This is a genomic window from Streptomyces filipinensis (assembly GCF_014649495.1).
Taxonomy (GTDB): Bacteria; Actinomycetota; Actinomycetes; order Streptomycetales; family Streptomycetaceae; genus Streptomyces; species Streptomyces filipinensis.
In genome coordinates this window covers 82,101-94,188 of the sequence record NZ_BMTD01000019.1, presented here as the reverse complement: position 1 = coordinate 94,188, position 12,088 = coordinate 82,101, and the positions used below count along the sequence as shown (strand labels likewise).

At 72.6% G+C, this 12,088-nt stretch carries 13 protein-coding genes and 1 pseudogene; 5 read left to right on the top strand and 9 right to left on the bottom strand.

What is annotated here, in order from left to right:
* Positions 1-46 precede the first annotated feature (46 nt).
* On the bottom strand, positions 47-895 hold the full coding sequence (locus IE244_RS32935; RefSeq protein WP_191877230.1) for a menaquinone biosynthetic enzyme MqnA/MqnD family protein: 849 nt from the start codon (positions 893-895) through the stop codon (positions 47-49).
* Positions 896-1,181: 286 nt separating this feature from the next.
* Here IE244_RS32935 and IE244_RS32930 point away from each other — a divergent pair, with 286 nt between their 5' ends.
* A complete protein-coding gene (locus IE244_RS32930) occupies positions 1,182-1,385 on the top strand; it encodes a cold-shock protein (RefSeq protein ID WP_003992177.1) in 204 nt (67 codons plus the stop codon).
* Between the two features lie 142 nt (positions 1,386-1,527).
* Here IE244_RS32930 and IE244_RS32925 read toward each other — a convergent pair whose 3' ends face one another.
* Positions 1,528-2,091, bottom strand: coding sequence for a helix-turn-helix domain-containing protein (locus IE244_RS32925; protein WP_191877229.1), 564 nt, complete (start codon positions 2,089-2,091; stop codon positions 1,528-1,530).
* A gap of 68 nt (positions 2,092-2,159) precedes the next feature.
* On the opposite strand from IE244_RS32925, the gene IE244_RS32920 reads away from it, so the two are divergent.
* Together IE244_RS32920 and IE244_RS32915 are read left to right on the top strand one after the other, a co-directional pair.
* A complete protein-coding gene (locus IE244_RS32920) occupies positions 2,160-2,849 on the top strand; it encodes an AzlC family ABC transporter permease (RefSeq protein ID WP_031166849.1) in 690 nt (229 codons plus the stop codon).
* Positions 2,846-3,160: an AzlD domain-containing protein gene (locus IE244_RS32915; RefSeq protein ID WP_191877228.1), complete on the top strand. Its 315-nt coding sequence runs from the start codon at positions 2,846-2,848 to the stop codon at positions 3,158-3,160. The genes IE244_RS32920 and IE244_RS32915 overlap by 4 nt, the downstream gene beginning before the upstream one ends.
* Here IE244_RS32915 and IE244_RS32910 read toward each other — a convergent pair.
* Positions 3,157-4,773, bottom strand: coding sequence for a serine/threonine-protein kinase (locus tag IE244_RS32910; RefSeq protein WP_191877227.1), 1,617 nt, complete (start codon positions 4,771-4,773; stop codon positions 3,157-3,159). The two genes, IE244_RS32915 and IE244_RS32910, sit on opposite strands and share 4 nt — an antisense overlap.
* Before the next feature lie 84 nt (positions 4,774-4,857).
* Between IE244_RS32910 and IE244_RS32905 the strand changes: the two genes are divergently transcribed.
* Entirely contained in the window at positions 4,858-5,508 is a 651-nt protein-coding gene (locus IE244_RS32905) for a class I SAM-dependent methyltransferase (protein WP_191877226.1), read from the top strand.
* A gap of 17 nt (positions 5,509-5,525) precedes the next feature.
* Here the strand turns inward: IE244_RS32905 and IE244_RS32900 are convergent, their stop codons facing one another.
* The gene (locus IE244_RS32900; RefSeq protein ID WP_191877225.1) at positions 5,526-6,416 is read right to left on the bottom strand and encodes a LysR family transcriptional regulator; all 891 of its coding nucleotides are present in this window, start codon (positions 6,414-6,416) and stop codon (positions 5,526-5,528) included.
* Positions 6,417-6,611: 195 nt separating this feature from the next.
* A complete protein-coding gene (locus tag IE244_RS32895) occupies positions 6,612-8,552 on the bottom strand; it encodes an AMP-dependent synthetase/ligase (RefSeq protein WP_191877224.1) in 1,941 nt (646 codons plus the stop codon).
* Between the two features lie 334 nt (positions 8,553-8,886).
* Here IE244_RS32895 and IE244_RS32890 point away from each other — a divergent pair.
* A pseudogene (locus IE244_RS32890) lies at positions 8,887-9,720 on the top strand (MaoC family dehydratase); the annotation flags it as partial.
* Between the two features lie 66 nt (positions 9,721-9,786).
* On the opposite strand, the gene IE244_RS32885 reads toward IE244_RS32890, so the two are convergent.
* The 4 genes from IE244_RS32885 to IE244_RS32870 all read right to left on the bottom strand — a co-directional run bounded on the left by IE244_RS32885 (position 9,787) and on the right by IE244_RS32870 (position 12,061).
* On the bottom strand, positions 9,787-10,434 hold the full coding sequence (locus IE244_RS32885; RefSeq protein WP_191877223.1) for a TetR/AcrR family transcriptional regulator: 648 nt from the start codon (positions 10,432-10,434) through the stop codon (positions 9,787-9,789).
* A 48-nt stretch (positions 10,435-10,482) separates the two neighbouring features.
* Positions 10,483-10,782 (bottom strand): DUF4229 domain-containing protein, encoded by a 300-nt coding sequence (locus tag IE244_RS32880; protein ID WP_031166831.1) that lies wholly within the window; start codon positions 10,780-10,782, stop codon positions 10,483-10,485.
* 75 nt (positions 10,783-10,857) lie between these two features.
* Complete coding sequence (locus IE244_RS32875) at positions 10,858-11,382, bottom strand: GNAT family N-acetyltransferase (RefSeq protein WP_191877222.1); 525 nt, start codon at positions 11,380-11,382, stop codon at positions 10,858-10,860.
* A gap of 16 nt (positions 11,383-11,398) precedes the next feature.
* Positions 11,399-12,061, bottom strand: a complete 663-nt coding sequence (locus IE244_RS32870) for a UdgX family uracil-DNA binding protein (protein ID WP_191877221.1) — start codon at positions 12,059-12,061, stop codon at positions 11,399-11,401.
* Between the last annotated feature and the right edge of the window lie 27 nt (positions 12,062-12,088).

The following is a 12,088-nucleotide window of genomic DNA, read 5'->3' as shown; positions in this document are numbered from 1 at the left end:
TCCGGTGCGGCGACGCCCTTGGCTCATCAAGCCTAGTGACGCGTGCTCAGTGGCGCAGCAGGTCCACCTTCACGTCCGCCGGGAAGCCGGTCGTCGGGCCGATCCGGCGGGCGAACTCGGCGACCGCCTCCAGCTGCGGGGCGCCGAAGCTGAAGTCGAGGGTGGTGAAGTACTGGGCGAGGGTCGCCTCGTCGAAGGCCTCCCAGCGGGCCGCCTGTTCGGCGACCTTGGCGACCTCCTCCAGGGAGAGGTTGCGGGATTCGAGGAAGGCCTCGTGGACCTTGCGGGTGATGTCCGGCTCGCGGCCTGCGTAGTCGCGGCGGGCCGCCCAGACCGCGAAGACGAACGGCAGGCCCGTCCACTCCTTCCAGAGCGTGCCGAGGTCGTGGACCTCAAGGCCGTAGCGCGGGCCGTCCAGCAGGTTCGCCCGCAGGGCCGCGTCACCGATCAGGACCGCCGCCTCCGCCTCCTGCATCATCAGACTGAGGTCGGGCGGGCAGGTGTAGTAGTCGGGCCGGACGCCGTAGCGGTCGGCGAGCAGCAGCTGGGCGAGGCGGACGGACGTGCGCGAGGTCGAGCCCAGGGCGACCCGGCGGCCGTCCAGCTGGTCGAGCGGGACCTGCGAGACGATCACGCAGGACATCACCGGGCCGTCGCACCCGACGGCGATGTCCGGGAAGGCGACCAGGTCGTCGGCGTTCTTCAGGAACTCGACGAGGGTGACGGGACCGATGTCGAGGTCGCCGCGCACGAGCTGCTCGCTGAGCTTCTCCGGGGTGTCCTTGGTCAGTTCGAAATCGAGGAGGGTGCCGGTTCTCGCGAGCCCCCAGTAGAGGGGGAGGCAGTTCAGGAACTGGATGTGGCCGACGCGCGGCCGGGTGCGAGCATTGTCCACATCGCGAGACTAGACCCCGTCCGGTACGGTGCCGCTACCGACCCCGCCGTCAAATGGCCCAACGGACGTTCAAACATCCGGGTGAAGTGATCTTGACCTCTATTGCTTTCGGCTGGCTGCGTGCTAGGCTCGCCGCAAGTTGCAGTTTGGTTTCCCTTGCAGTACAGAGCCTGCGGAGCATGTGACCGCGGGCTCTCGTCGTTTTCAGACGAATGCAGTTGTGCAGCACCGTTTCGCACGTGCAGGTTCTGGAGCAGGGCAACCCTTTTGAGCCCAAGGAGGGCTTATGGCTACCGGAACCGTGAAGTGGTTCAACGCCGAAAAGGGCTTTGGCTTCATCGCCCAGGAGGGCGGCGGCCCCGACGTCTTCGTTCACTACTCCGCGATCAACGCCTCCGGCTTCCGCTCCCTTGAGGAGAACCAGCAGGTGAGCTTCGACGTGACGCAGGGCCCGAAGGGTCCGCAGGCGGAGAACGTCACCCCCGTCTGATCACTGCCTGATCGCAGAACCTGAGTGCAGTACCCAAGGAGCCCCGCACCGTTCCGGTGACGGGGCTCCTGCCTTTTCCCGCGCCCGCCGCGCTTTCCCGCCCCACCCCGCCCCGGCCGCCGATGAATTCTGCGCGAATTCTCTACGTGTGCTGCATGACGAGGATGAAGGTGGTGCCCGGCTCCAGCGCCTCGTACGAGTGCGCGATGTCCCCCCGGTAGGTCATGTAATCGCCGGGGCCGAGTTCCGCCTCCTCCCCCGCCGGCCCCGCCTTGATCCGGCCCGAGCCCACGATCAGATGCTCGACCGTGCCGGGGATGTGCGGTTCCGACACCCGGGCCGCCCCGGGCTCGGCGCTCAGCCGGTAGATGTCCCGCCGGGCCGCTGGAGGGCTCGCAGACAGCAGGGTGGCGGCATAGTTCGCCTGCGCCGAGGCGACCGCCGGGCCCTCACCGGCCCGGATCACCTGGACGCTCGGCGCCGGGGGCTCCACCAGCGCGCTGAACGGCACCCCCAGCGCGACCGCGAGCGCCCACAGGGTCTCCACGTTCGGATTTCCGCTCGCCCCCTCCAGCTGGGAGAGCGTGGATTTCGCGATTCCGGCACGCTTGGCCAGCTCGGAGAGGGACAGGCCGGTGCGGGTGCGCTCGCGCTTGAGCGATGCGGCGATCCACTCCAGGGGAAGCCGGGCGGCAGGCTCGGACATGTCGTTCGCTCCATCGGTACGATCGTTCGGCTTGACGGACAGGACACCCACTGTTCATTGTAGAAAACATGCGTTCGCTTCTCCGAACACCCAGCGACCGTTCACTGATCCGTGACAGCTCCCTCGTCTGGCTGGCCAGCGGTGTCGTCGGCGTCTCCTTCGGTGCCGTCTCCGTCGCCGGCGGGCTGCCGGTGTGGGTACCTGTGCTGATGTCAGTGGTGGTGTACGCCGGATCGGCCCAGTTCAGCGCGGTCGGGGTCCTGCTCGCCGGCGGCGGGCCGGTCGCTGCCGCCGCGACCGGGCTCCTGCTGAACACCCGTACGGCCGCGTTCAGCCTGGCCGTCGCCGAGATCATCGGGTCCGGGCGGGCGGCCCGCTTCCTCGGCGCCCACCTGGTCACCGACGAGACCGTGGCCTTCGCCCTCGCCCAGCCCGATCCGGTACGCCGGCGCAGGGCGTTCTGGATCTCCGGGCTCGGCCTGTTCGCCGTGTGGAACACCGGTGTGCTGGCAGGCGCGCTCGCCGGGGGCGCGCTCGGGGACACGGCCCGCTACGGCCTCGACGCCGCGTTTCCCGCCGTACTGGTGGCGCTCGTCCTGCCCCAGCTGCGGGGGGATGCGACGGTGCGGCGGTGTGCCCTGCTCGGCGCGGTCATCGCCCTCGCGGCGACGCCCGCCGTACCCGCCGGGGTGCCGGTGCTCCTCGCCCTGGCGGGACTCTTCCTGCATCGCCGACAGCCTGTGGAGGCCACCGTATGAACGCCGCCGTCGTCGTGATCCTCGCGCTGGCCGTGGGCACGTACGCCTTCCGGCTGGTGGGGCCGGTGCTGCACGGGAGGGTCGAGGTACCCGCCCGGGCCCAGGAGCTGGCCTCGGCCGGGGCGGTGGTGCTGCTCGTCGCGCTGCTGGCCACCGGCGCGCTGACGGACTCCGGCGGTTTCGCGGGCTGGGCCCGGCCCGCCGGGGTCCTGGCCGGCGGCGTACTCGCCTGGCGCCGCGCGCCCTTCGCGGTGGTGGTCCTGGGGGCGGCGGCCACGACGGCCCTGCTGCGGGTGGCGGGCCTGGGCTAGGCCGCCTTCCGCCAGACCGTCAGTTCCCCCTTGAGGAAGGCGATGTCCGGCATCGCGGTCGACTTCGTCTGGATCACGAACAGGCCGATGTTCCCCCCGGCGTCCTTCACGCAGATCTCGGTGCCGTTCGCCGCAGCGGCCAGCGGAAGGGTGTGGTTCTTCTCGTGCGCGAGCATGAGACGGCACGTGTCCAGGGTGCCGTCGCCGGGCTTGCCGAACACCTGGAGGAACACGGCGGTGTCGCTCTCCAGCTCGCAGCCGGCCGTCCTGCAGCCGAAGCGGATGTCCCCCTCGCGGTTCTTCAGCGCGTCGTCCGGGTTCCGGAGGTTCACCGAGTTCTTCGCGTCCAGCCACACCAGGGGGTAGGGGGTGGCGACCGGCTCCCGGGGCGACGCCGAGGAGGACGGTGCGGCCCCGGACGTACCGGCGCCGGCCCCCGAGGCCGACGCGTGCGAGGAGCCAGGGGAAGCCGAGGAGGACGCCGAGGGGCGCGCGGCCGCTCCCGTGGAGGCCGAGGAGCCGGCCGCGGCCCGGTGCCCGGGCCCGCCCTTCGCGTCCATGACCGACCACGCCAGCGACGTCACCAGCAACGCGCCCGCCACCCCGCCGGCCGAGATCAGCGCCGTGCGCCGCCGGCGGGTCTTCCCGCCCTGCGGCACCGGCCGCGTCGGCACGAGCAGCGGCTGCGTGTGCACCGGGGCGAGAGGGGCGAGAGGGCCCGGCACCGCGACCTCGGGCCCGGTGATGTCCCGCCACACGGCCGGCCCACCGCCCGCGTCGGCGTGCCCCGCCAACCGCTGCCGGCACCACTCCACCACCTCCGCCGCGGTGACCCGCTCCGCCGGCTCGGCGGCCAGGCAGCGGGCGAGCAGCGGACGCAGGGGCTCCGGCAGCAGGGACAGGTCGGGCTCGGAGTGCACGATCCGGTAGAGCACGTTGATCGCCGGGCCGTCCCCGTAGAGCGGTCGGCCCAGCGCCGCGAACGCCGCCGTCTGGCCGAGCGCGAACACGTCGGTCGCCGCCGTGGCCTCGTCCCCCGACGCCTGCTCGGGAGCCATGAACGAGGGGGTGCCGATGGCGGCGCCCGTGGCGGTGTACGCGGTGCCGTCGGCCGCCGTCGAGATGCCGAAGTCGATGACCCGCGGCCCGTCGGCGGCCAGCAGCACGTTCGACGGCTTCAGGTCCCGGTGCACGATGCCCTCGGCATGGATGGCCTGCAGCGCCTCCGCCACGCCCGCCATCAGCCACAGCACCGCCGGCACCGGCAGCGGTCCGCGCCGGGCCACGGCCTCCGCCAGCGAAGGCCCCGGCACGTACAGCGTCGCCAGCCAGGGCGGCACGCCGTCCGCGTCCGCGTCGATCAGCTCGGCGGTGTACGCGCCCCGCACCCGCCGGGCCGCCTTGATCTCCCGGGCGAACCGCCGCCGGAAGTCCGGGTCGTCCGCCAGCTCCGGCCGCACCACCTTGATCGCCACCGGACGCCCGCCGTGCGTGTGCGACAGGTACACCCGGCCCATACCGCCCGCGCCGAGCCGCGCGGCGAGCCGGAAACCGGCCACCACGGCCGGATCGTCCGCCTGCAGTGGCTGGAAAACCTCCATCGCATGGGTCATCGGCCCACTTCCCCCCGTTCCGCCGAGTCGGCCAACCCCAGCAGCCTAAAGGGGTGTCAGTTCAGGCCGGTACGGTCCCTCCCCATGACCGACACCGAGGACTTCGTCACCGCCGCCCGCACCTTCTACGACACCATCGCCGACGACTACGACGACCGGTTCAAGGACGTGATGAGCCGTCTGCCGCTGGAGCGGGCCCTCCTCGGCGCCTACGCCGAACTCGTCGGCCCGGCCGGGACGGTGGCCGACCTCGGCTGTGGCCCCGGGCGGGTCACCGCCCTCCTCGCCTCCCTCGGTCTCGACGTCTACGGACTCGACCTGTCCGAGTCCATGCTGGCCGTCGCCCGCCGCGAGCATCCCGCTCTGCGGTTCGAGCAGGGCTCGATGCTGGACCTCGACCTGGCCGACGGCTCTCTCGCCGGGGTGGTCTCCTGGTACTCCAGCATTCACACACCGGTGGACGAACTCCCACGCCTGTTCGCCGAGTTCCACCGGGTCCTGGCCCCCGGCGGACACCTGCTGATCGCCTTCCAGGTCGGCGACCAGCCCCTGCACCTCGCCCAGCCCTTCGGGCACCCGGTGGCCCTGGACTTCCACCGCCGGCGCCCGGACCGGATCGCCGCGCTGCTCGGCGCCGCCGGGTTCGCGCTCGGCTCCACCACCGTGCGCGAACCGGACGAGGAGGCCGGGGAGTCGGTCGCGCAGGCCTGCCTGTTCGCCCGGAAGGAGGGCTGACCGGGCCGCGCTCCCCCTCAGCCCGCGGCGCGGAACTCCGCGACCGTGCTGGCGAACGCCCGGGCCGGAGGGCTGAGGGCGTCCCAGCGGCGGACGGCCCAGCCGACCGGGAGGGGGCGCAGGCCCGGCAGCGGGACGAGCCGCAGGTCGCCCTCGCCCGGCACCGGCAGCCCCGGCACGGCGGGTACGACCGCCCGGCCGACCCCCAGCTCGGCCAGCAGCAGCGCCGTGTCCCAGTCGGCGACGCTCGGGTCGTAGGTGAGCCGGACGCCCAGCTCGGCGCAGGCCGCGTCGAGGTGGACGGCGGAGGTGGAGTTGGGGGGAAGCCGGATCAGGCGGACGTCCCGCAGGTCGGCGGGGTCGAGATCCGGCCGTCCGGCCAGGGGGTCGTCGGCGCGGACGGCGAGCAGCCAGGGCAGTGCGGCGACCGTCCGCTGCTCGATGCCGCGCACCGGGGAGCCGACGGTGATCCAGGCGAGGTCCAGGGTGCCGTCGGCCAGCGCGTCGAAGGTGCCGCGTCCCGAACTGACCGTCCGGAACTCCAGGTTGACCTTGGGGTGGCGGCGGCGGAAGGTGACCACCGCGTCGGACATGAAGTGCCGGACCGTGGTGGCACCGGTGGCGACGCGGACGTGGCCGCTGTGGCCGTCGACGAGGTCGCGCAGCTGGCGTACCGCGAGGTCGAGGCCGGATATGCCCTCGGCCGCCGCCGCTTCCAGGATCCGCCCGGCCTGGGTGAGGGCGACTCCCCGCGGTTGCCGTTCCAGCAGCGCGACCCCTGTCTCCCGCTCCAGGCGCTTGACGTGCTGGCTGACGGCGGACTGGGTGCAGCCCAGGTCCCGCGCGACGGAGCTGAGGCTGCCGGCGCGGCACACGGCCACGAACACACGGAGGTCTTCGAGGGTCACAACCCTCAAGCTAACACTTGGGGTTGTCGAGAAAACCCAAGGATTGACTGGCTGTTGAGGCCGTACGAGGATCGATGGCGGGCCGCGATCGACCCAGGCGGCAACCCGCTCCCCGCCCCGCCGAGTCCGGACCGAGGCGGGATCAGCGAGGAGCGGGTGTCGACCGATCGCCGTGCCCCGCGCGGGCGTGCGGCCTCAGCTCCCGTACAGGCTCTCCACCTCGCGGGAGAAGTCCCGTGCGATCGCCTCGCGGCGGAGCTTCATGGAGGGCGTCAGGTGCCCTGCCTCCTCGGTGAAGTCCACGGGCAGCACGGCGAAGCGGCGGATGGACTCGGGGCGGGACACCAGCTTGTTGGCCTCGTCGATCGCGCGCTGCAGGACCGCTTCCAGCTCCGGGTCGCCCACGAGGAGTTCCGGTGGCACCGGGTGCTTGCCGATCATCTGTCGCCAGTGGGTGATGCCGTCGGGGTCGAGGGTGATCAGCGCGCTCACGTACGGGCGGGCATCGCCGACCAGCATCACCTGGGAGATCAGCGGGTGCTGGCGCAGCCAGTTCTCCAGCGGCGCCGGGGCCACCGACTTGCCGCCCGCCGTGATCAGCAGTTCCTTCTTGCGGCCGGTGATGGTGAGGTAGCCCTCGTCGTCCAGTTCGCCGAGGTCGCCGGTGGCCAGCCAGCCGTCCCTCGTGGCGGGGACGACGCCGCCGGCCTGCGGGTCCCAGTAGCCGCGCAGGACGTGATCGCCGGCGACGAGGATCTCGCCGTCGGCCGCGATCCGGACCCGGGTGCCGGGCAGCGGCCAGCCGACCGTGCCCAGGCGGGGTTTGAGGGGCGGGGTGACGGTCGTGGCGCCGGTGGTCTCCGTCAGGCCGTAGCCCTCGAAGATCTCGATGCCGGCGCCGGCGTAGAACGCGGCGAGGCGGCGGCCGAGCGGGGAGCCGCCGCAGATGGCGTACCGGACGCGACCGCCCATGGCGGTGCGGATCTTGCGGTAGACGAGCGGGTCGTAGAAGCTGCGGGCCGTCTTCAGGGAGCGGCTCGGGCCGCTGCCGCTGCCGGTCTGCCGGGCCTCCAGCGCCTCGCCGTAGCGCCGGGCGACGGCGGTGGCCCGGTCGAAGGCCGCGACCCGGCCGCCGGACTCGGCTTTCGCGCGGGCCGAGTTGTAGACCTTCTCCAGCATGTACGGGATGGTCAGCAGGGCGGTGGGCCTGAAGGCCGCGAGGTCCGGCAACAGGTCCTCGGCGGCCAGGCTCGGGGCGTGGCCGAGGCGGACCCGGGCGCGGACGCAGGCGATGGCCACCATGCGCCCGAAGACATGGGACATCGGCAGGAACAGCAGGACGGACGGCTCCTCGTCCTGGCCCTTGAAGACCGGGTGGAGCAGTTCGATGGCGTTGTCGACCTCGGCGAAGAAGTTGCCGTGCGAGAGGGCGCAGCCCTTGGGGCGGCCGGTGGTGCCGGAGGTGTAGATGAGCGTGGCGAGGGTGTCGGGGCCCAGCATGCCGCGCCGTACGGCGATCTCGGCGTCCGGCACCTGTACGCCGGCCTCGGCGAGCCGGGTCACGTGCCCCTTGTCCATCACCCACAGGTGGCGCAGGTCGGGCAGGTGCGGCAGTTCGGGGCCGATGGCGGTGGCCTGGGCGGTGGTCTCGGTGAGCAGGGCGACGGCGCCGGAGTCGTGCAGGATCCAGCGGGTCTGGAAGACCGAGGAGGTGGGGTAGATCGGCACGGTGACCAGGCCGGCGGCCCAGGCGGCGAAGTCGAGCAGCGTCCACTCGTACGTCGTGCGGGCCATGACGGCGATGCGGTCGCCCGGCACCAGCCCCTCGGCGATCAGCCCGTTGGCCACCGCGCGCACCTGCTCGGCGAAGTGCGCGGCGGTGACGTCCGCCCAGCGGCCGTCGGGCAGACGGCGGCTGAGCACGACGGAGGCGGGGGCCGTCTCCGCGTTGTCGAACGGCAGGTCCGCGAGGGAACCGTGCTTCACCGGGGCCGCGAACGGCGGTACCGACACCTCCCGTACGGCGCCGTCGAGCCGTTGCACCGAGGGTTCCACGAGGACCGGACGGCCGTCGTAGTCGGTGGCGGAGACGGGGGCGCCGGAGGAGGCGGGGTCGTGCGGGTACGGGGTGGACACGGGCGGCTCCTCTGGCGTGCGTGCACCTGCGGCGCCTTGACGGAAAGGGGTTACCGCAGGTTAGGGAGGTGATCGTACGGCTCCACCGTGAGGGGATTGTGCGGGTCCGGAGGTGGTCCGGGGCCGGGGGTGTGCAGCCTCGGGGGTTATGTGAGGGAGGTTCAACTTCCATGTCCAGAGGGGACTTCGACGGGCCCGTCTCGACCTCCCACCCCTGTGACGTAGGATTACCGGCGGTAACCTTACTTCAGAGTAAGCAGTGGGGGCAGGACATGGCAGACCACCATCCGCGCTTCACCGGCCGCACCGCGGGCCAGAGCCCGCCGGGGGCGTGATGACCGCCGTCACCCTGGCCGCCGCCCCCGCGCTGGCCCCGCTGCTGGCCCAAGGCGTCCTGCGCTCCCCCTTCAAACGCCCTTCCCCCGAGGCCGGCTTCCCGCGCACCCGTCTGGTGCTGCCCGGAGTGCGGCTCGACCTGGCCCGGCTGGCCGCCTACGAGCGCGTCTGCGGTTTCCCCACCGGCGACGACGCCCTCCCGGTGACCTATCCGCACGTCCTCGGCTTCCCGCTGGCCATGCGGCTGATGAGCGACCGGGCCTTCCCACTGCCCCTGCTGGGCCTGGTCCACACGTCGATCGAGATCACCGGGCACACGCCCCTCCCGGCGACCGGCGTGTACGAACTCGCCGTCCACGTCGAGGGACTGGCCCCGCACCGGCGCGGCACCGAAGCCACGGTGGTCACCGGGGTGCGGGCCGGCGGGGAGGTCGTATGGGAGTCGCGCAGCACGTACCTCGCGCGGCACCGGACCGACGTGTCCGGGCAGTCACCTGCCGCGCCGGCTCCGCCGCTTCCGGTGCGGGCCGAGTGGCGGCTCGCCGGGGACGTCGGCCGGCGGTACGGCGCCGCCTCCGGTGACCGCAACCCCATCCACCTGCATCCCTTCACCGCCCGCCTCTTCGGCTTCCCACGGGCCATCGCGCACGGCATGTGGACGGTCGCCCGCTGCGTGGCCGCCCACGGGGTCCCGGACAGGGCGGTGGTCCGGGCCTGGTTCCGGGCGCCGGTGCTGCTGCCCGCGACGCTGAGCTACGGTGCGGACGGCTCCGGCCGGTTCGAGCTGCGGGGGCCGGACGGGAGGCTCCACCTCTCCGGAGGGGCATGGCCACGGGGGGCGGAGGCGGTGGGCCAGACACCGCCCGCACCCGGCGACGGCGAGGCCCTCCCTGCGGCGCTAGACCTCCGCCGGCGGAACCCAGGGGCGCCCCCGCATCAGGTTTCCCAGGCCCGCCCAGGCGACGTTCATCAGGGTGACCGTCGCCGACCGGGCGGTGACTCCGGGCGTAGCGTTGGCCCAGGCGGCCAGTGACTCCGCCGCGCCGACCAGTGCCTCGGCGAGCCCCGCGACCTCGTGCTCGGCGAGATCGGGATCGCGGTGCGCCTCGCGTGCGGCGACGGCGACCAGCCGGGTCACGAACGCGACGATCTCCTCGCGCATCGCGGCGACCTCGCCCGCGAAGGGCTCCCCGTGCGTACGGGCCTGGAGGTGCAGCACCGACCAGGCGTCGGGGTGCTCGGCGGTGTGCGCGAAGAAGGCCTGGAGCCCGTCCCACAGCTGGCGGTCGACGGGCAGGTCGGTGCGGACCCCGGCGCGGACGGCCTGCGTCAGCGCGCTGGCCTCGCGCCGGATGCAGGCGGTGAAGAGGTCTTCCTTGGAGTTCAGGTACAGATAGACCAACGGCTTCGACACGCCCGCGAGTTCGGCGATCTCGTCCATCGAGGCGGCCATGTAGCCGCGTTGGCCGAAGATCCGCACGGCGGCGTCGAGCATCTGCTGCTCCCGCACCGCACGCGGCATCCGTCTGGTCTTCGCCCCACCCATGGGGGCAAGACTAATTGCGGCCCGGGGTGCCGGGAGCCGTCCCGTCGGTCAGGAGGGCTGGCCCTGTGCCCGGGCGGTGTCGTCGGCGAGGTCCTCCTGGTTGCGGTTGGCGTCCAGGTTCGCCTTCATCCGGTCCACGCGGTTCACGATGTGCACCGAGGCCCGGTCCCGCTCCTTGCGCAGCACCACCCAGCTGATCGGCGCCGACAGCACCAGCGACAGCAGCAGCACCCAGAGGAAGTTGGAGCTGCCGAAACCGCGCGGGAAGATGCCGGAGTAGACGGCTCCCCAGACGACCACGAGGCAGCCGGCGAAGATGCCGAGGCGCATCAGCGTGTAGCGGAGCATCTCAATCCACTCGTCCGATTCCAAAAGGGGTCATCGTCCAGTGAAGCACGCCCGCGACGGGATCTTGCAAGGGGGTCAGCCGAGGGGCAGCAGCATGATCACGTCGTCCCGGTCGTCGCCGTGCGCCACCCGGATGGCGCCCGGCACCCGGCCGACCTCCTTGTAGCCGCAGGAGCCGTAGAACCGCTCCAGGCCCACACCGCCCCGGCAGGTCAGCCGTATCGCGTCGACGCCGTCGAAGGCGCGGGCCGCGTCCGCGGCGGCCGCCAGCAGGTCGCGGCCGTACCCCTTGCCCTGGTGCCTGGGGTGGACCATCACCGTGTACAGCCACACCCAGTGCTTCTGCAGCCGGTGCGTGTTGAAGGAGAAGAAGGCGGTCGCGGCCGGCTCGCCCGTCTCGTCGCAGCCGACGAGCAGCCGGTGGCGGCCCTCGGCCATGGCCACGAAGTGCTTCACCAGTTCCGGCCGCACGTCCTCCCGGCCGACCGGCGGTACGAAGCCGACGGCGCCGCCCGCGTTGGAGACGTCCGTCCACAGGTCGAGGACGCCGTCGCGCAGGGCGGGAGTGATGGCGGGGTCCAGAGTGAAGGTAAGTGGCATTTGGTCACTGTACCTATTACCCAAGGGCGCGCGCAGCCACTTTCAGATCGGCGACGAGCCCCTGGTACGCGGCCTTCCTGTCCTCGTCGTCCTGCGTCCGCAGCACCGACGACGGGTGCACGGTCGGCACCAGCCGCTCCGGCCGCCCGTGGATCTCCTCCTCCAGCACCGTCCCGCGCACCTCGCCCACCCGGAACGACGACCCCAGCAGCGCCTTCCCGGCGGTCGCGCCCAGCACCACGATCAGCTCGGGCTCGACCAGCGCCAGCTCCGCCGCGAGCCACGGCCCGCACGCGGTCATCTCCCGCAGGCTCGGCGCCTTGTGGATCCGGCGCTTGCGGGGCTCGGCCCGGGTGAACTTGAAGTGCTTGACCGCGTTGGTGACGTACGCGTCCGCCGGGTCCAGGCCGGCCTCCTCCAGGGCGCGGTCGAGCAGTCTTCCCGCGGGGCCGACGAACGGCTTGCCCTGGCGGTCCTCCTGGTCACCGGGTTGTTCCCCGACGAGCATCACGCGTGCGTGCGCGTCGCCCGCGCCGAACACCGTCTGCGTGGCGTCCCGGTGCAGGGGGCAGCCCCGGCAGCCGGCCGCGGCCCTGCGCAGGGCGGGCAGACCGGCGCCCTCCGGGACGAAAGGCGCCGCCGTGTAGGCGTCTTCGGGGGCAGTCGTACGGGAACTCACCGCCCCCGGGTACCCCCTCAGGACGCC

Bases quoted from the DNA above. Each gene is read 5' to 3' on its own strand.
- IE244_RS32925 (WP_191877229.1), bottom strand. From the start codon at position 2,091: ATGTCCGAGCCTGCCGCCCGGCTTCCCCTGGAGTGGATCGCCGCATCG.
- IE244_RS32920 (WP_031166849.1), top strand. From the start codon at position 2,160: ATGCGTTCGCTTCTCCGAACACCCAGCGACCGTTCACTGATCCGTGAC.
- IE244_RS32930 (WP_003992177.1), top strand. From the start codon at position 1,182: ATGGCTACCGGAACCGTGAAGTGGTTCAACGCCGAAAAGGGCTTTGGC.
- IE244_RS32905 (WP_191877226.1), top strand. From the start codon at position 4,858: ATGACCGACACCGAGGACTTCGTCACCGCCGCCCGCACCTTCTACGAC.
- IE244_RS32875 (WP_191877222.1), bottom strand. From the start codon at position 11,382: ATGCCACTTACCTTCACTCTGGACCCCGCCATCACTCCCGCCCTGCGC.
- IE244_RS32910 (WP_191877227.1), bottom strand. From the start codon at position 4,773: ATGACCCATGCGATGGAGGTTTTCCAGCCACTGCAGGCGGACGATCCG.
- IE244_RS32915 (WP_191877228.1), top strand. From the start codon at position 2,846: ATGAACGCCGCCGTCGTCGTGATCCTCGCGCTGGCCGTGGGCACGTAC.
- IE244_RS32885 (WP_191877223.1), bottom strand. From the start codon at position 10,434: ATGGGTGGGGCGAAGACCAGACGGATGCCGCGTGCGGTGCGGGAGCAG.
- IE244_RS32880 (WP_031166831.1), bottom strand. From the start codon at position 10,782: ATGCTCCGCTACACGCTGATGCGCCTCGGCATCTTCGCCGGCTGCCTC.